At 50.2% G+C, this 21,478-nt stretch carries 18 protein-coding genes and 1 tRNA gene; 5 read left to right on the top strand and 14 right to left on the bottom strand.

The features are described 5' to 3' along the window. Positions 1–46: 46 nt before the first annotated feature. From BUB68_RS10640 to uvrC, 5 genes are all read right to left on the bottom strand, one after another. A complete protein-coding gene (locus tag BUB68_RS10640; protein WP_073091120.1) occupies positions 47–1,015 on the bottom strand; it encodes a malate dehydrogenase in 969 nt (322 codons plus the stop codon). Between the two features lie 225 nt (positions 1,016–1,240). After that, positions 1,241–2,269 carry a nucleoside hydrolase gene (locus BUB68_RS10635; RefSeq protein ID WP_073091118.1) on the bottom strand — a complete coding sequence of 343 codons (1,029 nt, stop codon included), beginning with the start codon at positions 2,267–2,269 and terminating at the stop codon, positions 1,241–1,243. A 151-nt stretch (positions 2,270–2,420) separates the two neighbouring features. Further along, entirely contained in the window at positions 2,421–2,579 is a 159-nt protein-coding gene (locus BUB68_RS10630) for a rubredoxin (protein WP_073091115.1), read from the bottom strand. Between the two features lie 216 nt (positions 2,580–2,795). Next, entirely contained in the window at positions 2,796–3,659 is an 864-nt protein-coding gene (locus BUB68_RS10625; RefSeq protein ID WP_073091113.1) for a PHP domain-containing protein, read from the bottom strand. Between the two features lie 26 nt (positions 3,660–3,685). Beyond that, entirely contained in the window at positions 3,686–5,512 is a 1,827-nt protein-coding gene (gene uvrC, locus BUB68_RS10620; protein ID WP_073091110.1) for an excinuclease ABC subunit UvrC, read from the bottom strand. Between the two features lie 257 nt (positions 5,513–5,769). On the opposite strand from uvrC, the gene BUB68_RS10615 reads away from it, so the two are divergent. Next, positions 5,770–7,179: an acetyl-CoA carboxylase biotin carboxylase subunit gene (locus tag BUB68_RS10615; RefSeq protein ID WP_073091108.1), complete on the top strand. Its 1,410-nt coding sequence runs from the start codon at positions 5,770–5,772 to the stop codon at positions 7,177–7,179. Between the two features lie 61 nt (positions 7,180–7,240). Here the strand turns inward: BUB68_RS10615 and BUB68_RS10610 are convergent, their stop codons facing one another. From BUB68_RS10610 to BUB68_RS10580, 7 genes are all read right to left on the bottom strand, one after another. After that, a complete protein-coding gene (locus BUB68_RS10610) occupies positions 7,241–8,119 on the bottom strand; it encodes an aldose 1-epimerase family protein (protein ID WP_073091223.1) in 879 nt (292 codons plus the stop codon). A gap of 118 nt (positions 8,120–8,237) precedes the next feature. Beyond that, positions 8,238–9,575: a PLP-dependent aminotransferase family protein gene (locus BUB68_RS10605; RefSeq protein WP_073091106.1), complete on the bottom strand. Its 1,338-nt coding sequence runs from the start codon at positions 9,573–9,575 to the stop codon at positions 8,238–8,240. A gap of 13 nt (positions 9,576–9,588) precedes the next feature. Next, positions 9,589–11,136, bottom strand: coding sequence for an SLC13 family permease (locus BUB68_RS10600; protein WP_073091103.1), 1,548 nt, complete (start codon positions 11,134–11,136; stop codon positions 9,589–9,591). 150 nt (positions 11,137–11,286) lie between these two features. Beyond that, positions 11,287–11,856, bottom strand: a complete 570-nt coding sequence (locus BUB68_RS10595; protein ID WP_073091100.1) for an ATPase — start codon at positions 11,854–11,856, stop codon at positions 11,287–11,289. Between the two features lie 4 nt (positions 11,857–11,860). Then, the gene (coaD, locus tag BUB68_RS10590; protein WP_073091098.1) at positions 11,861–12,355 is read right to left on the bottom strand and encodes a pantetheine-phosphate adenylyltransferase; all 495 of its coding nucleotides are present in this window, start codon (positions 12,353–12,355) and stop codon (positions 11,861–11,863) included. After that, the gene (gene rsmD / locus BUB68_RS10585) at positions 12,352–12,936 is read right to left on the bottom strand and encodes a 16S rRNA (guanine(966)-N(2))-methyltransferase RsmD (protein ID WP_073091095.1); all 585 of its coding nucleotides are present in this window, start codon (positions 12,934–12,936) and stop codon (positions 12,352–12,354) included. The genes coaD and rsmD overlap by 4 nt, the downstream gene beginning before the upstream one ends. Before the next feature lie 69 nt (positions 12,937–13,005). Then, positions 13,006–13,854 carry a MerR family transcriptional regulator gene (locus BUB68_RS10580; RefSeq protein ID WP_073091092.1) on the bottom strand — a complete coding sequence of 283 codons (849 nt, stop codon included), beginning with the start codon at positions 13,852–13,854 and terminating at the stop codon, positions 13,006–13,008. A gap of 104 nt (positions 13,855–13,958) precedes the next feature. On the opposite strand from BUB68_RS10580, the gene BUB68_RS10575 reads away from it, so the two are divergent. Continuing rightward, entirely contained in the window at positions 13,959–15,365 is a 1,407-nt protein-coding gene (locus BUB68_RS10575; protein WP_073091090.1) for an MATE family efflux transporter, read from the top strand. A gap of 69 nt (positions 15,366–15,434) precedes the next feature. Next, positions 15,435–15,510: transfer RNA gene (locus BUB68_RS10570), tRNA-Gln, on the top strand. A gap of 88 nt (positions 15,511–15,598) precedes the next feature. Here the strand turns inward: BUB68_RS10570 and BUB68_RS10565 are convergent. Beyond that, complete coding sequence (locus BUB68_RS10565) at positions 15,599–16,216, bottom strand: DedA family protein (protein WP_073091088.1); 618 nt, start codon at positions 16,214–16,216, stop codon at positions 15,599–15,601. A gap of 132 nt (positions 16,217–16,348) precedes the next feature. On the opposite strand from BUB68_RS10565, the gene BUB68_RS10560 reads away from it, so the two are divergent. Both BUB68_RS10560 and BUB68_RS10555 read left to right on the top strand, forming a co-directional pair. Next, positions 16,349–17,302, top strand: a complete 954-nt coding sequence (locus BUB68_RS10560) for an AEC family transporter (protein ID WP_073091086.1) — start codon at positions 16,349–16,351, stop codon at positions 17,300–17,302. 10 nt (positions 17,303–17,312) lie between these two features. Beyond that, positions 17,313–19,004, top strand: a complete 1,692-nt coding sequence (locus BUB68_RS10555; protein WP_073091083.1) for a DUF4127 family protein — start codon at positions 17,313–17,315, stop codon at positions 19,002–19,004. Positions 19,005–19,099: 95 nt separating this feature from the next. Here BUB68_RS10555 and BUB68_RS10550 read toward each other — a convergent pair whose 3' ends face one another. Continuing rightward, positions 19,100–21,361: an anaerobic ribonucleoside triphosphate reductase gene (locus tag BUB68_RS10550; RefSeq protein ID WP_073091081.1), complete on the bottom strand. Its 2,262-nt coding sequence runs from the start codon at positions 21,359–21,361 to the stop codon at positions 19,100–19,102. Positions 21,362–21,478: the final 117 nt, after the last annotated feature.

Here is a 21,478-nt window from a genome sequence, read left to right as displayed (position 1 = left end):
AATAAAAGAGGTTCAAAGAAAAATCTTTGAACCTCTTATCAATTGCTTACTTCAGGGCATCGCCGAGTTTGGAGTTCGTGTTGCGAGCAGCAGCTACGCTTTCATCAAACTTAGCTTTTTCGTCGCCTTCCAGTTTGTACTCCACAATCTTTTCCATGCCATCTTTGCCCAGGATAACGGGTACGCCGATGCAGAGATCTTTCTCGCCGTATTCGCCATCGAGGTATACGCAGCAAGGCATGAGTTTCTTGGCATCGAGAGCAATAGCCTCAACCATGGCAGCAGCTGCTGCGCCCGGAGCGTACCAAGCGGAAGTGCCCAGGAGGCCCGTCAGCGTTGCGCCGCCCACTTTCGTCTGAGCAACGGCATCATCAAGCTGTTCTTTGGAGAGAAGCTGGGAAACGGGGATACCGCGATAGGTAGCCAGGCTCGTGAGCGGAACCATCGTCTTGTCGCTGTGGCCGCCGATAACCGTGCCATCGATGTCGGTCGGGGTTGCCGGATAGCCAGCTTCCTGCAGAGCCTTGGACAGGAAATAACGGAAACGGCTGCTGTCGAGCATACCGCCCTGACCGAGAACACGGTTGCGGGGCAGCTTGGAATCTTTCAGCGTCAGGAACGTCATAGCGTCCATCGGGTTGGAGATGATGATGAAGATAGCGTTGGGAGAATACTTCAGCGCCTGGTCAACAACACCTTTGACAATCTTTGCATTTACGCCGATGAGTTCTTCGCGGGTCATACCCGGTTTGCGGGGCATACCGGAAGTAACAACCACAACATCGGAACCTTCCGTCGGTGCATAGCCGTTCTCGTCACCGATTTCGGCCGTAACGCCCGTTACCGTGGTGTCAAAGTTCAGGAGATGTGCCGTCTGCATGATGTCCATGGCCTTGCCTTCAGCAAACCCCTTCTTGATGTCCACGAGCATGACTTCGCTGCAGAAATTCTTCACTGCCAGCACATTTGCTACGGTAGCGCCTACGTTACCTGCACCAACAACTGTTACCTTCATAATCAAAAGCCTCCTTAAAATTAGAAAGCGATTACCCGAAACCAAAATACCATAATGGAAACCGCTTTCGGAATGCCAGGAACTATGAATCAAACTTATGATTCATTACGTGATAATTATAACAAAGTCGGACAAAAAAAGCAATAAAAAGCGGCAAATATTTTTATTATTTTTTATCTTATCATAAATTTGTCTAATAGTCTTATGACCTGCTAACAAGAAAATTTACTTACCATAAAATCTTAAAAATGCCAGCATCTTGTCATTCCACTTTTTATTCCCCGCCAGCTGATAGACGTAATTTCCCTGCTTATCTTTGGTAAAGCAGATCTGCCCAGCTTCATCCAAGGACACAAAGCCCGTCGGAGAATAGGCAAAGACTTCCGGCTTTACGGCATTTACCACACAGAGAAAATCCCACATTTTTTGCCCTGTATTGCAATCCTTGTTGCGATAGACCTGCAATATAGGATGCTTCTCCTCATTGGCCAAATCCTGCATTACCATTTCCACTGGATATTCGATTGCCCCTCCCACAGGACTTGGGGAAAGATATACCTTTACCTCCCAGGGCCACTCAGTCAGAAAACGCCTGGACAAGGGAATATCGAAGCGCAGATTATAGCCAGGATCTGCGTTTTTCCCCAGCTTGGTAGCCATAAAATAAAAGGAATCCACCTTGCGTCTTACCAGTTCTCTGCCCGGCAGATCCGAGTATTCATCCGGCCCCGATTCCAACAATTGCACCAGACTGGACACAAAGCCAATGCCAATGATCTTAACAGAATGGTCTTTGGACTCAGCCAGCAATTTGCGATACAGCTTATATCCATCTAAATTATCCTGCAGATTCGTGTCCGTACGGGCAAACATCTTGCTGCCATCAGCATTTTTCAAATCATCCAGCATGCGGTAATCGATATGGATGGTACTATTGACCACACCCTGCCGTTCCACACCGATAGGAATGTCCGGGAACCCATAATAGGTATTCATGATATCTGCCAGATCGGCAAAACCATCCCCCTGCCGATCCACCACTATGCCCTTTATGTCGACCTCGCCACGACGAGCCATCTTATAAAGCAAATCCATGGCATACAGATCATCGGTCGAATTGCCAATATCCGTGTCCAGGATAACCGGCTGCCTGTACAGGGACCGGGCATCACCATAGCTTGCCCCCATCACCAGCAAGCACACAACGAAAAAACATGCTTGCAAACAAACGTAAACATTGCGCACGGGCTTCATTACCATTGCCTCCTTTTCATTCCAAACAAGCTGCGCTCCATCAATATGAATATCGTTCCTGCAAATGGCTATACCAAAAACAGGGCCTGCGTTATTTCGCATCCCCTGTTTTTGATTGGTCAATATAACTGTTCCTGTCTTTTCAGATATCCTATTGTTCTTCAAACATATCCTTGCCTACTCCGCACAGCGGGCAGACAAAATCCTCTGGCAGATCCGCAAAAGCCACGCCTGGAGCCAGATCATACTCACTGTCCCCGGTCTCCTCATCATAAATCCAGCCACAAACCGTACAAACCCATTTTTTCATACGCCAGCCCTCCTAAAAAAGACCATGCAATCCTGGCGCCCAAGGAAGGGCGCCCGCGAACATAAATCCCCGGATGGGATTTCAGTCCGCAATTTCGCCTGCACCCGTCAGGGTATTTGGTACTTTTCTTTGCACCAAAGAAAAGTACACACAATGCATTGCTTGTTGAGTAGTTCTAGCTTATTCAGGGCAAATCCTGCCAATAAGAAAAATATTTTACTTCTCCAGCCGAGTCTTGATTTCTTCAAAAAATGAATAAGGTATTTCCATATTCCCATCAATCCCCGTCCCCATCTCGATCTGGGGCCGGTTCGACCCGTGGAAATCCGTTCCGCCAGTCGACAGCAGATCATACTTTTGGATCATCTGTGCCGCAAACGCTTCATCTTCAGCCGTGTAATTGGGATAATACCGCTCCATGCCATCCAGCCCCAGCTGATGCAGTTCCAAGATAGCCTGCTCCTGCTGCTGGCGGCTGTCGAGATTTCCCAGGCCGATATTCTTATGGAAATGCGCCAGCGACGTCACGCCGCCCGCCTTATGGATAAGCGGCAGGGCTTCTTCTGCTGTGATGCTGAAATTAAGCCCCAGTTCCACCGCTGCCGGATCGAGGTAATTATCCCAAAGAGGCTGCGCCCGGTCATACATCTGCAAGGATACCAGATAGCGCATGATAGCATAGCGGTCCATCAGCCCCTGATAGGCAAATTTTTCCACTTTCTCCCAGCTGATATCGACACCTTTGCGTCGCACGAATTCGATGATATCCTCAATGCGGCCCTCCTTGATAGCCCGCACCTTCTTGTATACGGTTTGGAAGGCAGCATGTTTCGCATCAAAGCCCAGACACACCACATGAATCTTATGTCCTTTGAAATCTGCGGTCAGCTCCATGCCATTGATGAATTCCACACCCACTTCCTGTGCAGCCGCGGCAGCTTCTTCCGTTCCCGCAATCACATCATGGTCGGTCAGGGCAAAGGCGGAAAGCCCCTGCTCCTTGGCATGAACAGCCAGTTCCCTGGGCGTAAAACTGCCATCGGATACCAGAGAATGCACATGTAAATCAATCGTCTTCATTAATTTCCTCTCAATCTATCCTGACTCTACTTGCCACGCAATTCCTTCTGCGCCGCAAAGAAATTGAACACCGCCTCTGCAGCAGGTTTGTTCATCCCCGCTGCCTGTTGCAGTTCCTCCAACGAAGCGGCCTTTATCTTATTGATACTGCCAAAGTGGCTCCAAAGCGCCTGCCGCCGTTTCGGCCCGATACCCACGATATGGTCAAGCACTGACACCAGATTTCGCTTGCCCCGCAGTTTCCGGTGATAAGTGATGGCAAAACGATGAGCTTCGTCGCGGATCCGCTGAATCAAATACAAAGCCTGGCTATGCCGTGGCAGGACCACAGGTTCCGGATTGCCCTCGGTGAACACCAACTCAAACTGCTTGGCCAGCCCTACCACCGGCACCTTTTTATGCCCCGCCACATTGCGGATGATTTCCAGTGCCGAAGATAACTGTCCCTTGCCGCCATCGATAATGATGAGATCCGGCAGTTCCTCCTCCGGCAGATCCACATAACGCCTGGTTGTAACCTCCCGCATGGACAGAAAATCATCCGGCTTGCCTTCGGTACTCTGTATCTTGAAGCGCCGATAATCCGACTTCTTCGGCAGGCCGCCTTCAAAGACCACCATGGAGGCCACCGTCTCACTGCCCTGATTATGGGAGATATCGAAACATTCCATGCGATCCGGCATTTTGGCCAACCCCAGACAACGCCCCAATTCTTCCACAGCCCCTAAGGTCTGGTCATTGGCCTGCTTGATACGGGCCGCTTCATCATGCAGATATTTCTCCGCATTTCCTACAGCCATATCCACGATATCCTTTTTCGTGCCCCGCTGAGGCAGGATAAGCTGGACTTTGGCCTTCTGTTTTTTCTCCGACAGCCATTTTTCCAGGAGTTCCTGCTCTCCCTGCGGGATTGCCAAGGGCAGCAGGATTTCCCGCGGGATAAAGGTTGCTCGATGGTAATACTGCTGCAGGAAGGCCGCCAGAAGCTTTCCATCACTTTCATCCTCACTGCCCTGCAGCAGGAAGTGCTCCCGGCCAATCATCTTGCCCGCGCGAATCATGAATACTTGCACCACCACGCCGATTTCCGAGCGGGCAATGCCGATGGCATCCTGATCGCCGGAACCTGTGACGATATTCTGCTTTTCTGCCACCTTGCGCACAGCCAACAGCTGATCCCGCAGCCGAGCCGCCACTTCAAAATTGAAGCTCTCCGCCGCCTGCTCCATGCGGATTTGCAATTCCTTTTCCACATCTTCCGTGCGTCCCTCGAGAAAGAGCAACACCGCCTTGATCATGGCATCATAATCTGCCCTTTCTACCTTGCCAGCACAGGGGGCCAAGCATCTTTTGATATGATACTCCAGGCAGGGCCGTTCCTGCAAATGCTTGCAGGTGCGCAAAGGGAACAAGCGCCGTAGGAGCTTCAGGCTCTCATGCACCGCCGTGGCATTGGTATAGGGGCCAAAATAGCGGGCACCATCTTTCAATATCCGACGGGTAATGAACACCCGCGGGAAATCCTCCTGCACAGTCACCTTCACATAAGGATAACTCTTGTCATCCTTGAGGCTGATATTATAGCGGGGACGATGTTTCTTGATGAGATTGCATTCTAAGATCAGCGCCTCCACTTCCGAAGCCGTCATGATGATCTCAAAGTCTGCAATATGACTCACCATCGCCCTGACCTTGGGGCTATGGTTCTTACCGGATTGGAAATACTGCCGCACCCGGTTCTTAAGCACAATAGCCTTGCCCACATAGATGATCCGCCCTTCGGCATTCTTCATGATATAGACGCCGGGCTTATCCGGCAACAATTTCAATTTCTCCGCTACAATATCGGTCATATCTTCACTTCCTCCCACTTTAACTATATTACCACACTATACAACAAAAATATGAAAATTTCTTGTATACAACATTCATTATTCTTTTAAGGAATAACTTCTATACCTTCACTTTATCATTGACCAGCCAAAAAAATTGTGCTACAATTCATACCATAGTTGTTTTAGTAGCTGGTTATAACACCTGTTGATGTACAACTTGATACAACAATTGTTAATAATATTAATTAATTTGTAAAGTTTTAGGAGGTAATCCTATGTTTAAACGCATTCTCATTGCTAACCGCGGCGAAATTGCCGTCCGCATCATCCGTGCCTGCCAGGAGCTGGACATCGAAACCGTAGCGGTATATTCCGAAGCGGATGCCAATGCCCTGCATGTCCGCCTGGCGGATATCGCGGTCAATGTCGGCCCGGCAGATGCTCTGGAGAGCTATCTCAATAAAGATGCTATCCTGAAAGCTGCCCGCGAAACCCATGCGGATGCCATCCATCCCGGCTACGGCTTCCTCTCCGAAGATGCAGACTTTGCCGAACAGGTTACGGAAGCTGGTATCACCTGGATTGGGCCCATGCCGGAAACCATCCGTCTCGTAGGCGATAAGGATATCGCCCGCGCATCCATCGCACCGTCCGGTATCCCCATGGCCAAGGGCAGCGATCCTCTGACCAGCAACGAAGAAGCCATCCGAGTTGCCGCTGAGGTCGGTTATCCCGTCATCCTGAAACCGGTATCCGGTGGCGGCGGCAAGGGCATGTGCGTGGCTCATGATGAAAATGACCTCAAGAACATCCTGAACCTGCTGGTGGATATCACCAAGACGAAATACTACTTCGAACATTATATCGAACGCTCCCGCCATATCGAAGTGCAGATTGTGGCCGATAACTACGGTGAAGTCCTGCACCTTGGCGAGCGTGAATGCTCCCTGCAGCGCCGCAACCAGAAACTGCTGGAGGAATCCCCCTCCATCGCGCTCACGCAGGATATGCGCAACCGCGTAGGCCGTCTGGCTGTCAAGGCCGCCAAGAGCGTCCATTACTCCAACATCGGTACGGTAGAATTCCTGCTGGACCTTTCCAACAACGAATTCTACTTCATGGAAATCAATCCCCGCATTCAGGTTGAACATGGTATCACCGAAGCCGTTACGGGTATCGACCTCGTACGCACCCAGATTCGCATCGCTGCTGGCGAGGCACTGGAAATCACGCAGGATGATGTGAATTTCACCGGCCATGCCATTGAATGCCGCATCAACGCCGAAGATCCGGAAAACAACTTCATGCCCTGCCCGGGACAGATTTCCTTCCTGCATGAACCCAGCGGCCCCCGCGTCCGTTTCGATTCCGGCGTGACGGCAGGTCTCTCCATCGAGCCGTACTACGATTCCATGATTGCCAAGATCATCGTCCATGGCCGCACCCGTGGTGACGCCATCAAGATCATGGAACGCGCCCTCAAGGAATTCCGCATCGACGGTGTCAAGACCACCGTTTCCCTGCACAAGAAGATTCTCAAGGACACGTACTTCCGAACTGGCAACATCGACACCCAGTTCATCAAGAAACGCATGGATGCCTATGAAGCTGCACCGAAAGATACGAAAGACATGAACGAGGAAGAGCTCGCCAACACCATCAGCGAAAGCATGTACCTCGCATAATCATAACCATAGACAATGCCCCCGCAAGGATTTGGATAATCCCTGCGGGGGCATTGTTATATCAGCCAATCTTTATCGTGTAATGGAAGCTCTGTTCTTCCCCTGCGGCCAGTGTCAGGCTGCCTTCACGGTCCTTGAAATTCCCCGTGTAGCCTTCATAATCCGCATGACCCTGCCACGGTTCGAGGCACAGGAACGGTGCGCCGCCCTGCGCCGGCGTCCAGAATCCCCAGAAGGGGAAGTCCTTAGCCACCATGGAGACCTTCTTCTCACTCTTATGGGAACAGATTGTCACCACATCAGACTTCAGGCCTTTATAAGCCAGAGCATCGCCAGCAAACATCTCGTAATCCAACTCCAGCTGCTGCCCCTGCAGGTGTGCCGTCCCCGGTGTCTTCAGGAACTGTCCCTTGCTGTTCAGCGGCATATTGACATTATCCTCAGCCTGATTGAAGGTCAGATAACAGTCACCGAATTCTTCCCCAGGCACCAACGGGCAGCGGAATGCCGTATGCGCACCGATGGAATAGACCATTTCCTGATCATCGAGGTTCTGCACCTTCCAGATGACTTCCACCTCATTATCCTTCAACGCATAAGCTACATTCAGCTGGAACTTCCAAGGATAGACCTTCAGCGTATCCTCCGACCATTTCAGGGCAAATTCGATATAATCGGCTTCCCGCTTCACCAACTCATATTCCGAAATGCGTCCAAAGCCATGGCCCGGCAGTTCATATTCCTGACCGTCCACACGATATTTCCCATCCTGCAACTTGCCGACAATCGGGAAGAGCACCGGAGAGCTATACTTCCACCACTGCGGATTGCCGTCCCAAATATACTCGGTCTCGTCCGCACGTTCTTTGATAGAACGCAGCTCCGCGCCATAACTGCGCACTTGCACACATAATCTGTCATTTTCCAAACTATAAAGCATATTCATTCACCTCGCTTTCCTATGTTACCATGTTATCATCTATTTGTAAAAGCTCTTGCATGATAACATGGTTTCCCTGTCATTCCATGGAAAGCCCACAGACTTACTGTCACAAGCATCAATTATCCCAGAAACTCCACATGCGTTCTGCCTGTGCCTCCTGCTTTTCAGCTTCCACTTCTTGCGCAATATTCAGGTCTTTTTTCCCGTAGCCGGGTGTAAGTTTGATGTTTTGGGGCAGCCACTCATCGGAGAACAGCGGCTTGTCCATAAGGATGGCGCGAATCTGTCCCCTTGCCTTATTCCGGACAGCAGGTTCTCCTCCAGACAGGATAAGTTCTCCCAGCAGCCGCCCTATCGTTTGCAGGGAAGTTTCCTTCAATGCCCGTGTGGTCGGATCTAAAGCCGACAACCGCAGGCAGGGGAAAGTCTGTACCTCATCAGCGGTCAGCAGGCAATCTCCCTTCACCAAAAAACCAGTATCACGAAGCATGTCTGTTATCTTGCCCAGATCCTGCTCTTCCGGCAATCTTGCCAAGACCAGATGATTTTCTGTTGCACCGCACAAGGTCTGCATTCCTGCATCCTGCAACCCTTTTTCCAAGGCTTTCGCATTCTTGAGCACTTGCCTGCAATACGCCTGGAATGCATCGCTGCCCGCTTCCAGGAACGTAGTCGCCAATGCCGCCAGCACATTCTTCTTCACCATTGAATGCCCTGTGTTCAACATAGCCTTATCCATCTTTTCAGCTAATCCTTCACGCGTCAGGATGACTGCACTCTGCGGGCCATGAAGAGAATCCCCCGTAGGGAATGTCACCACATCAGCATAGGGAACCGGAGACGGCGCACAGCCCGCAGCCACAGCTCCTGCATTCTGCCCAATGTCCACCCATAGATAAGCGCCCACTTCCTGAGCGATTTCCCCTAGCTTTTTATAATCCAAGTGCAAGGGATAATTCACCGGTGAATAGATGATCAGCCGGGGATTGCGCGCCTTGGCCAGCTGTTCCACCCGTGCCAGATCGATCTGCTCAGTTTTCGGCTCAATGCTGAACGAAACAAAATCATACCGCAGATGCTCACCGATGCAATGTTCAGATTTACGGCGATTGAACGAAAGGATCGTATCCCCTGCCTTAACCAGTGCCTGAAACACCACCCGGGAGGCTGCCGCAATATCTGAAATCCTCACGATAGCATGGTCTGCACCAAACAGCCTTGCCGCCCGCTTCTCCGCAATCTCTTCCAACTGCATATGGCTCCGTACCACATGATGATCGAGGTGACCATTGCCGAAAATACTCCCCTTGAGATAAGCACTGAACGGCGAGACTGCATTTGAAGTAGGCAGAAGCGACAGTGTAAAACGCTGCTTTTGGATTTCTTCCCGCAGCAGACCATATATTTCCGGATCGAAAGCGGCCAGGCTTTCGGTAAGCGTTTGATTTTGCATTTACGAATCCCCCTCACATCCCCGTAATCCAGTTCACAAAGTAAATCGCTAACGGAATCGTCACACAGGCAATGCCGATAAAATCGATATAGACGCCAGTCTTGATCATCTTGGTAATAGGAATATAACCAGATGCATAAACGATAGCATTAGGCGGCGTAGATACTGGCAACATGAAGCCCAAAGATGCGGACAGGGCAATACCGACTGACACAGGAATCGGACTGATACCTGCTGAAATCGCCGCCGTAATGGCCAAAGGACCAATCATATTGGTAGCCGCCGTATGACTGGTCAGCTCGGAGAGCAGCAATGCCATCACTGAGAAAATGGCCACCATAGCCACCTCCGAAGGCGAACCGCCCATAGAGCTGACAATCAGGTCGCCCACCCACTGAGACAAGCCCGTCTTATACATCATGCCGCCCATAGCCAGGCCGCCACCGAAAAGGATCAGCGTCCCCCACTCGATCCCCTGCATGGCATCCGACCACTTCAGGGTAAACTGACGTTCCTTGAAATCCACTGGCATGATAAATAACAGCAACGCACCTGTCATAGCTGCAATAGCCTCAGGGAACAGATGATTATACATTTTCAGCATAGGATCTGTACTGCCAAAGGCAATAGACATAAAGCCCGGCAATACCCATAAGGTCACTGCCACGATAAACGCACAGAGTGTATTCTTCTGGGCGCGGGTCCAGCTGCCCAGTTCTGCCCTCTTCGTCTTGATGAAAACATCCGCCCCTTCGATGCGTTCCACATCTGCAGGAAACATATGCGAAAGAACCACATAAGCAATGCAAAAATAAACTACCATGGCAATAAGGCCCCAGGTCATCCACTGGAAAAACGAAACATGGATATCGCACATGGTATCCAAAAAGCCCAGCATGATAAGGTTCGGCGGCGTGCCAATAGGCGTCAGGACACCACCGATAGAGCAGGAATACGCCGTCATCAGCATCAGACCGGTAGCGTATTTATACTCATGGAGATGGATTTCCCGCCCATTGGCCGCAAACATTTCCTTGATAGAGGTCAACAACCCTAGGCAAATTGGGAACATCATTGCTGCCGTGGCCGTGTTGCTGACCCATCCGGAACAAAGTGCTGCGGCCAGACCAACTGCCAGGAAAATCCGTTTGGGATTGGACCCCACCCAGTCCCGTGACAGCAGCCAATAGGCGAACCGCTTGTCCAGACCATGTGTCATCATAGCCTTGGCCAGAATGAAACCACCCATGAACAGGAAAATCATGGAGTTGGCAAAGGCCGCAAATGCTGTCCCCACCGGTACTACGCCTGTAATAACCGCTAACGTCGGCCCCAAAAGCGAAGTAACAGGTATAGGTACCGGCTCCGTGATCCACCAAAGAGCAACCAGTACCATAATAGCCAGTAATTTGTGAGCTGCTACAGTCAGCCCGGCAATTGGTGTCAAAAACACCAATACCGCCAAAACAGGCGCACCAAATAATCCAATCGTACGCCGCCTGCGGTCAAAGGCCTCTTCTGCCGCCTTCACCGCATCTGCTTCTGATTGTCTTTTGTCCACGTCATAAAACCTCCTTTACTCAATACACTTCATTTGGAATAGTTCTCTTTCTGTTATTCTCCATCCCTATTATTATTCCTGCAAAATAAAAAAGAGACTATAAAAAAGTCTCTTTCATAAATATCAATTATCGAGTTGTCATAAAAAGCATCATTCACCCTGAGTCGGCAGGAACTGCTGTCCCTGTTGCTGCTGACGAGCAGCCTGCTGATTCATCTGCGCCTTGGCCTGCTGCAGTACATTGAGTGCCTGCTGCAGACCAGCCTCTGCCTGACGTACCCCCTGGAAAGTGCCATTGACATGGCTGATAAGCTGATCAAACACCTGATTCGCATAAGCATCAGCATTGCTCTGCAACTGGGTTGCATTAGCCTGCGTGCGTTCCATGATTTCCTTTTCCTGGTCCTGTGCCTGCTGAACAATCGCCCGTGCCTTTTCTCTGGCCTCCCTTACGACTTCCTGTTCGTCAGTGATACGCTCGGCATACTCCTTAGCCTTGCGCTTGATGTCCTCAGCTTCCTCTTCCGCTTCTTTGATGATCTTCTCACGCGTACGCATGATCTCATCAGCCTTATTCAGCTCTTTGGGCAGATCATTGCGCAGTTCCTCTACATAATGCACCAGCTCATTATCATTGATAAGCGTCTTTTCCGTAAAGGGAAGCCTTGAAGCTCCCACAACCATATTCTCGATTTTATCCAAAGTCTCGCGTACTGACATACTGTTACTTCCTTTCTTCCCCATCTGTTTGCCAATTCATCATCGCCTGCTCCACACACTCAGGCACCAAACCATGCACACTGCCGCCAAAGTGAAAGACCTCCCGCACCCCTGAAGAACTTACATAGGAAAGGTCTGGCCGCGTCAGCAAAAACACGGTATCGATATCAGATTGTAAATGCCTTATCATATAGGCTTCGTTCTCTTCGTATTCCAGATCCTTCACCGAGCGCACGCCTCGTACAATAACCTTGGCATCATGCTGAATCATAAAATCGGTAATCAGGCTGGAAAAAGATGTCACCTGCACATTAGGCAGATGCTTCACAGCCTCCCGGATAAGCTCCACCCGTTGTTCCACGGGGAAAAAGCCCCGCTTGGCTTCATTCCGGAATACGCAGATGATCAGCTCATCAAACATGCGGCTTGCCCGCTCAAAAATATCCACATGACCTAGCGTCACCGGATCAAAACTTCCCGAGCACACTGCCCGCCTCATGCGTCCTCCTCTTCTGCGTCCACATAGGAACGCCACTGGAAAAAACTGATCTGCGTGGTATGGCCATAACGACGATTATGCACCAGAAGCAGCCGTTTCAGCTCAGGGACATCATTTTCATCAGCCCCATGCTCTACCACCAGGATACCATTTTCTGCCAGCAGTCCCTCTGATTGATCGATCTGTCGCAGAGCCTGCTGCCATAAGCCTTTATGATAAGGAGGGTCACAGAATATCAAGGAAAACTCCGCCGAACCCGCCCCTTGCCTGGCAAGTTCCGCAAACACATCACAACTGCATACCCTGGCTTTTTCTGCCAGCCTGGTCAGCCGGAGATTTTCCTCAATCAATTTTGCCGTGGCTTTATCCACAAAGACCGCGGACTGCGCCCCCCGGGAGAGTGCCTCCAGCCCCAAATTGCCGGTACCTGCGAAAATATCCAGAACCTTGCGGCCCACAACCATATTTCCCAGAATATTGAACAAGGATTCTTTCACCCTGTCTGCCGTAGGACGGGTAACCTCTGCCCCTTTGGGCGTTTTCAGGCGGCATCCGCGGGCCGAACCGGTAATTATACGCATAAAAATTCACTCCCTAAAGAAACATTACTATTTTAGCATACTTTGCAAAAATAGTGAACTATTTAACCACTAAATTTTCCCTTGCACGGGCACAGCAATACGTGTAATAAACTCCTGAACATTGCTGGTGCTCATATCCTCCAGCAAACTTTCCTCATAAGAAACTCCTGCCGGAATCAGATCATGTTCTGCCATATAGTTTCTTAACCTTTGATAAGCAGCTGTGGTATCCATATAGTCTCCACCAAAATATGTCACAGCAAAACGGCCAGCCGGCCGCAAGCGCCGCTGCCCTTTGGGTAAATTCCGCCAGGCTTTATCCGTGGGCACATAAAAGCAGCTCACTACCTGTTCAAACCCCGGACGCATAAAATCTTCCTGTGCCACCATTGCCCCAAAGGTATAGCCGGTGAGTATTTCACCTTCCATAACATCCCGCATATGCGCAGCGAATTTTTGCTCTACGCCTTCCCAATCCTCTTTCAAGTATAACTGTCGCAGCTTTTCCGATACCACCAGACGCTGCTCAGGCAGCTCCACTTCCTCTACAGTATCCAATTGGACATGCCTGGCTTTTTGAAGATTCCTGCGCTGATTGATCACAATCTGCTTCATGCGCTTCAATTTCGCCATTTCCTGATCCAGCCATTCTTCCTGACCGGCCAGCAGCGCACCGAACTTCTCCGGCGTCCGGCCTTCCATATACTCCTTGATTTCAGCCAGATCCAACCCCATATCCCGGAACATCCGGATCATATAGAATGGATAAAATTGCCGGGACGAATAGGCACGATAGCCGTTAGGTTCTACAGAATCCGGCTGAAAGATGCCTTCACTGTCATAATAGTGCAATGTGCGCTTATTCACACCTGTCATACGAGCGAATTCACCGATATGAAAGGTCATATGCCGTGCCATGAAAAATCCCCCTTGACATTACAGTTACTGTATCCTTTATGCTTAATATACATGAGAAAACCTTTGGTTGCAAGAAGATTATTTTCACAGAAAGGAACATTTTTATGTCAAAACGAACACATAATCCCTTAGCCTATCACCACAGTATATGGTCACTGCTGAAGTTTGCGGCACCTTCCATCGGCATGATGATTGTGATTTCCCTTTACACCGTCACCGATGGCATCTTGATTGGCCGCTACATTGGCAGTGACGCATTGGCTGCATCCAACATCGTCTACCCGGCCTTCAATCTCGTATTGGGGCTGGCCATTATGCTCGCCGCAGGTGGTTCGGCACTGGTTGCCAAGACCTTAGGCGAGGGTAATCGCGAGCTTGCCAGTAGACGCTTTACCCTGATCACCATCAACGGGGCGATTTTGAGCACCCTCCTGGCCTTCTCTCTCTGGCTCTTCATGGAACCGATGCTGTCCTTTTTGGGGGCCAGTCCCGCTCTCTACACGGAATGCGTGGACTATATCGTCACCCTGCTCCCCTTCTTCCCCGCAGCTGCCATGATGATGATCTTCAACGCTCTCTTCATCGCCGACGGACGTCCCATTCAGGGCTTTCTGGTCTCCGTGGTCTCAGGATTGTTGAATGCTTTACTGGATTATCTCTTCATGGCCCAGCTTAACATGGGCATTGCCGGTGCTGCCTTAGGTACAGGCCTTGGCGAAACCGCTGCTGTTCTCATCGGCCTCCATTACTTCAGCTGCCGCAGCCGCCTGATTCGTTTCAAGGCTCCCCAACTGGAATGGCGCGCTCTGAGCCAGGCCATGTATAACGGCTCTTCGGAACTTGTCACAGAACTTTCCATAGGGCTCACCACATTTCTCTTCAACATCATCACCTTCTCCTGGGCCGGCGAAGACGGCGTAGCCGCTATCTCCGTCATCCTCTATGCAGAAATGCTGCTGACCTCGGTACTGGTTGGCTTCAGCAACGGCGTTGCCCCTATCTTCTCCTATCAGTTTGGCGCAAAGAATTATCCGGAACTCCTGCGGCTGATGAAACTGGCCCTTTTGAGTATTGCCGGCTTCTCACTGACCGCCTTTGCGGGGTCCCGCATCCTGGCCGAACCTCTGATCCATCTGTTCCTGCCTGAAGGCGGTTCCGCTTACGACATCACGGTCAATGGGTTCCTGCTCTTTGGCTTCAGTTTCCTGTTGTCAGGCTTCAATCTCTTTACATCCGGGTTCTTCACCGCCATTTCCGATGGCAAGACCTCGGCTATTGCCTCCTTTGCCCGAAATCTGGCAGGGATTGTGATCTTCCTGCTGCTGTTGCCCCAGCTTATCGGCTTCAGCGGTGTCTGGCTGGCTGTGCCTGCTGCCGACCTGGCCGCCGTACTGCTCTCTGCCTTCCTTCTCTACGACCAGGCACGCAGCTTCCGTACCATGCAGCAGAAGACCGCCAAAACTGGCCTGAGAAAATACCCTCACCTCCCTCAGGCAGCCAGTTTAAAATAAATTTCAAAAAAACTATTGACAAACAGTAAAAATACCCGTATAATCTATATTCGTTGACAGACGTCACACAGGGGTATCGCCAAGTTGGTAAGGCACGGGTCTCTGAATCCCGCATGCGTTGGTTCGAGTCCAGCTACCCCTGCCATATGAAAATTCAAGGAGCCGTATTGCGGCTTCTTTTTTGTTTTACTTATAAAAAAAGCCTTCCCCTATACCAGAGGAAGGAGGAAGGCTTATTCAAAAACCTGTTTCTGCTGCTTGCGTTTACGATAACGCAGATACATGATGGCAATGACCACGGCACACACACCGACAAAAATCAGGCTTGCCTGATGTCCAACAGCCAGCATGATTTCCCAGCTCTTGCCCAGCATCATCCCGGCAAAAAGAATCAGTGCCGTCCAGGGAAGAGAACCTAAAAAGGTCAGGGTCAGGAATTTCTTCATATCCACATGGGCAAAACCAGCCGGCAGGGAAATAAAGGTGCGCACCACCGGCAGCATGCGGCTGAAGAACACAGCTTTAAGGCCATATTTATCAAACCAGTTCTGGGCGATATCCACATGTGATTTTTTCACGAAAAAATAATGCCCATATTTATCCACGAAGGTACGCCCGCCATAATGTCCGACAGCATAGGCGAATATAGACCCAGCCATGCCGCCCACCATACCGGCAATCAGCGCGCCTGTAAAAGTCATCTGGTCAGCAAAGATCAGATAACCAGCAAACCCCAGGATCAATTCACTGGGAATAGGAATGCAGGCGTTCTCCGCAGCCATCAGAATAGCCACTGCCACATATCCCCAAGATGCGATAAAATCCAAAAAGAATGTTGAAAAATGTTCCATCACAAACTCCTTTCTCGTGTCTTGGCTATTATAACACTATCGGTCAGGACCAGGCAATGTTTTGTTTACACCATACACGAAAAATGTTAGGATAAGTATAATATTTCCTATTTACATGAAGGAGTGAAAATTTTGGACGGTGCTTCCCTGCGTATTCTCTATGTGCTGACTGACTTGATTTGCCCTTTGGTGGTGGGTTACTTCATGCATCATCGGCATTGGGTATCGGATAATATCATCAACAAAGTCATCCGCTTCAATGTCATCTGTGTCTACACCACTCTGTCGCTTTTAAGTTTCTGGGTCTTACCCTTATCCTGGAACCTGCTGCTGGTACCACTGTTCGGTGCAGCTCTGGTTCTCCTGCCGGGAGCCATTGGCTGGTTATTCTTTGCCAACCGTATGGAAAACCTGCTCGATCGTGGTGCCTTTATCGCCAGTGCTATGCTGGCCAATCTGGGTACCCTGGGCGGCGTCTGTGCTTTTATCCTCTATAACGAGCAAGGCTACGCCTACGCCCAGCTTATCGGCACGACACAGAATATCCTGCTCTGCATTGTGGTCTTCCCCATGGCTCAGTATTTTTATCTGAAGCACAGCGCTTCCCTCAGGAAATCCAGCGCCAGCCATAATTTCCGGGAAATGTTCTTCTCCATCAATCAGCTGAGCCTGCTGGGCATGGCCACCGGCCTGATCCTCAACGCCAATGGCATTCAGCGTCCGCCTGTACTGGGAGAAATCTTCCAAAGCCTTGTCCATATCGGCGCCTGGATTGCCATGCTGCCCGTGGGCTTCCTGATTGATTTCCGGCAGGTACGCCGCTACGCCAAGAATATCCAGACTTTGACCTTGCTGCGTTTTGTCATTACACCGCTGATCTTCAACGCCATTACCTATTTTCTCGTCAGCGATTCCCTGCTGCGCGGTACGTTGATGATCCTGACCTTCTGCCCCACGGCTATCAATGCTGTACTAGCCTGCAAACTCTACAAACTGAACGTCGACCTTTGTGTGTCCTCGTTCGTCATCACCACAGCCGCCTTCCTGCTGGCCATTTTCCCCTTGCTGTTTTTCTGTCTGCATTGAGGCTTGAACGTTGAAACGAACATATATCCTGTTGCTCCTTTGCCTGAGCTTATTGCCAATACTATGGCATCTGGGAATCCATCCCAGCCAGCCTGCCGCCACAGCAATCCAACCCAACAATCCCACACGGAACATCCTGCTGATTCCCTTGGACGGACGCCCCCCCTGCAGACAATTTGTCATGGATGCAGGCACCATTGCCGGGTACAACGTTATTACGCCTCCTTCCGAACTGCAGGATTATTACTCTGCCCCTGGAGATACTGCCGGCATGCGCCAATGGCTATCCCAGAATCTCCCCCAGCATGAAGCCGCCATCATCGCCATAGACCAGCTGCTCTATGGTGGCCTTTTGGCCGCCCGCGAAAAAGAGGCCACGCCTGCCCAGCAGGACGAACTTATAAATTTTCTGCGGCAGCTGCACGCGGAAAATCCAGATAAGCCCCTGCTGGCTTTCAGCATTCTTCCTCGCCAGACACCTCAGGACACCATTGACGGCTATCAAGAGAAAAAAGACCTATTGGCTTATTCACGCCTGAAGGGCCGCCAAGCCGCCGGCCTTCCCATTGATGACGAAGAACTCCATCGTCTGGAAGCAGCCATCAGCCCAGAAAGCATGCAGAAATATCTGCAGCATTTTGCTGAAAACGAGGCTCTTAACCGCCAGCTCATCGCACTGGTAAAAGAAGGTGTATTAAACCAATTGGTGCTGGGACAAGACGATGGTGAAGAATACAGCATCCCCAATATCGAAAAATCCCATCTCTGGGCATATATCCAACAAGAAGGTCTCCCCGAAGAAAAGGCCGTGATTACCCACGGCGCTGATGAAATCGCGCTGAGCATGCTGGCCGCCTATCAAAATGAACGACTGGGATATCAGCCACAAATCTACATCGCCTATAATCACCCGCAAACGGCCAATACCATCATGCCCTATATGGCGGTTGACATGGCTGCTACCGCCCGGGAAAAGATTGCCCTTTTGCATGGTCAGGAAGCCTTCTCTCCGGACGATGCTGATTTCATCCTTTACCTCTCTGCCAATGACTACGAAAAAGGTACCGTATGCACCCGCAATACCAGCGTGAACGAAATAAAAAACTATCTTGACCAGGCAAAACATGTCGCACTGGTCGATTTGTCCAAACACTTCACAGCCCAGGAAACGCTGCTGCCTTTGCTGATTGACAAAAAGACTCCCTTAAACAGCCTGACAGCCTATGCCGGCTGGAATACGGCCAGCAACGCCATCGGTACAGCCACGGCTTCTGCCAGTCTCTATACCAGCGCACAAAAAAATGCCTATGACCCAAACGAAGCCATGGGCATTGCCGCCAGCAATATAAAGTTTCTCCAAAATCGCATTCTGGAGGATTACTTCTATTTAAAAGAAGATATCGACACCATCAATCACACCATCAAAAAAGCTGGCTATCGCAACACTGCCGATCTGGATTTGGAACACAACTGGCGCTGGGCTAACCATATGCTCCAGCAGAGCATGAACAAGCACCTGCAAACCTACAAACAAACGCAAGCCTTCCGTGCTCCTGCCATCATCCGTACCAACCAGGGTGACTTCACGCTGACCATCACAGATATGACCATCGACCTAAGCTTCCCCTGGCCCAGAACGTTTGAAATCTATTTGGAAACCATTCCATTCCTAAGCGTTTCGCCTGCTCCCCTCGAATCTTAGCCAATAATTCCATATCTGTAAGAAAGAGGTCTGATGCAAACCCATACAGTTCGCATTAGACCTCTTATTATGTAAGGATATGTACTTTTTGTATCTTATTTCATACGCTTGATCGTGAAACGACCGCTCTCCACTTCTTTGCGATGACAATGCGGGCATTCGTTCTCAATCAGGCCTGTATAGCCACAGACGGGGTCGCGGTCTACAGGATGATTGATGGAGAAATATCCCATATCAGCATCGTGCATAGCGCGTACCAGACGTTCGAATGCCTTGACATTCTTCGTGGGATCGCCATCCATTTCAATATAGGCAATATGACCAGCATTTTCCAGCGCATGATAAGGTGCCTCAATGCGGATCTTGTCAATAGCTTTGATCGGATAGTAAACCGGCACATGGCTGCTGTTGGTCATATAATCCCTATCCGTCACGCCTTCGATTACACCATACTGCTTGCGGTTGGAACGCTGGAACTGGCCAGCGGTGGATTCTGCAGGCGTACCGAAGCATGTCCAGTTCATATGCTCATCTGCCGAATATTTATCGGTACGCTCGCGCAGATGACCTACGATCTTGAGCCCCAGTTCCTGTGCTTCAGCGCTTTCACCATGATGTTTGCCTACCAGCGCCTTCAAGCACTCTGCCAGGCCGCAGAAGCCGATGGAATAAGAAGCATGCTTCAGCACATCCTTGATGCTGTCATTCGCCTTCAAATTCTCGCTGTCCATCCAAACCCCCTGTCCCATCAGGAACGGATAATTGTAGACATGCTTCTCTTCAATGACGGCCAGACGAGCCAGAATATAATCGTGGCTGATATCGATATACTTATCGAAAAGCTGCCAGAACTTATCCATATCGCCCTTGGCTTCCAAAGCCAGCTTAGGCAGATTCAGCGTCGTGAAGGCAAAGTTACCGCGGCTGCCGGATTCTTCCGGGCCATTGACATTGCTCATGACACGGGTACGGCATCCCATAGTCGCTACCGTGGAATTATAGTCGCCGGGCTTGTAATACTGCAGATTATAAGGCGCATCGATATTGACAAAGTTCGGGAACAAACGCTTGGCACTGGTCTTGCATGCCTGCTGGAAAAGGTCATAGTTGGGATCTTCCGGATTATAGTTGACCCCAGCCTTCAGCTGGAACACAGAAATCGGGAAAATCGGCGTCTCGCCATTGCCCAGGCCGGCCCAAATGGCGTTGAGTACCTCTCTGGTTGCCAGTCTGCCCTCTGGGCTGGTGTCCATGCCATAGTTCAAGGAACTGAACGGAACCTGCGCACCAGCACGGCTGTGCAGGGTGTTGAAGTTATGAATCATAGCTTCCATAGCCTGATGCGTCTCTTCCTCCACATCTGCGCAGGCCATACGATATACATTGCGGGCCAATCGCTCTGCTTCATCGCTGGGCAAATGATACGTTTCATTAAGCACCGTATCCAATGCTGCCTTGATCGACTCCATCGATTCCACTGCCTTGGGATCTTCCTTGCTTTCCGTATAGCTGCAAGCTGCAAAGTTCATGGCAGGCTTGAAATAGGTCTTGAATTCTTTTTCGCTGCCAAAATCATAGGTATCGAACTGATACATCAAAGCCTTATGGGCTTCAGCAATAACCGCCTTGCAGAAGGACTTGCGCACCCCTTCTGCCATAGCATAGTCAAAGGCATTGATAGACTGACCGCCAAACATATCATTCTGATTGGACTGGATGGCAATCGCCGCGAGGGATGCATACGAACGGATTGAGTTCGGCTCGCGCAGGAAGCCATGTCCTGTGGAAAAACCACCATGGAACAACTTCAGCAGATCGATCTGACAGCAGTTAAAGGTGATCAGGGAAAAATCCTTATCATGGATATGAATCCAATTTTCCTTATCAGCCTCGCGGAATTCATCCGTGAGAACATAATTATCCACAAAGTGCTTGGCACCTTCAGCACCGAGCTTCAGCATGATGCCCATGGATGCGTCCGTATTGATATTGGCATTGTCGCGCTTGGAATCTACATCCACGGCATCAGCAAAAAAGATGTCCTTATAGGCAGACATGAGATGTTTCTGCGCCGTACGCCGTTCAGCGTGCTTCTGACGATACGTGATGTATTTCTTAGCAATATCGTAGAAATCATATTTCATCAGTTCCTGCTCTACGATATCCTGGATATCCTCCACGCTGACGTTTTCACGGTCCTGGATATCCCATTCCACCTGGCTGGTCACTTCATCGATATCCTTTTCCGTCATCTTGTGGCCGCCATCATTATTGGCACCAGCAATAGCATTATAGATTTTCTCGCGATTATAAGGCACCGTATGCCCGGAACGCTTCGTAACAGTTTTTAAATTCATAATTATGGATACCACTATATTTGCGGTATTTCCTTACGCCCCCTCTATATATTGTGGTTAACACTTGTCGTAACGGTATATATTGTAGCAAATTCCACTCCTTTTCGCAACTGCAAA

It is taken from the genome of Pseudoselenomonas ruminantium, assembly GCF_900142515.1.
Taxonomy (GTDB): Bacteria; Bacillota; Negativicutes; order Selenomonadales; family Selenomonadaceae; genus Selenomonas_A; species Selenomonas_A ruminantium_D.
Note: the sequence above shows the minus strand (reverse complement) of the source record. Positions and strands in the feature narration are given on the sequence as shown.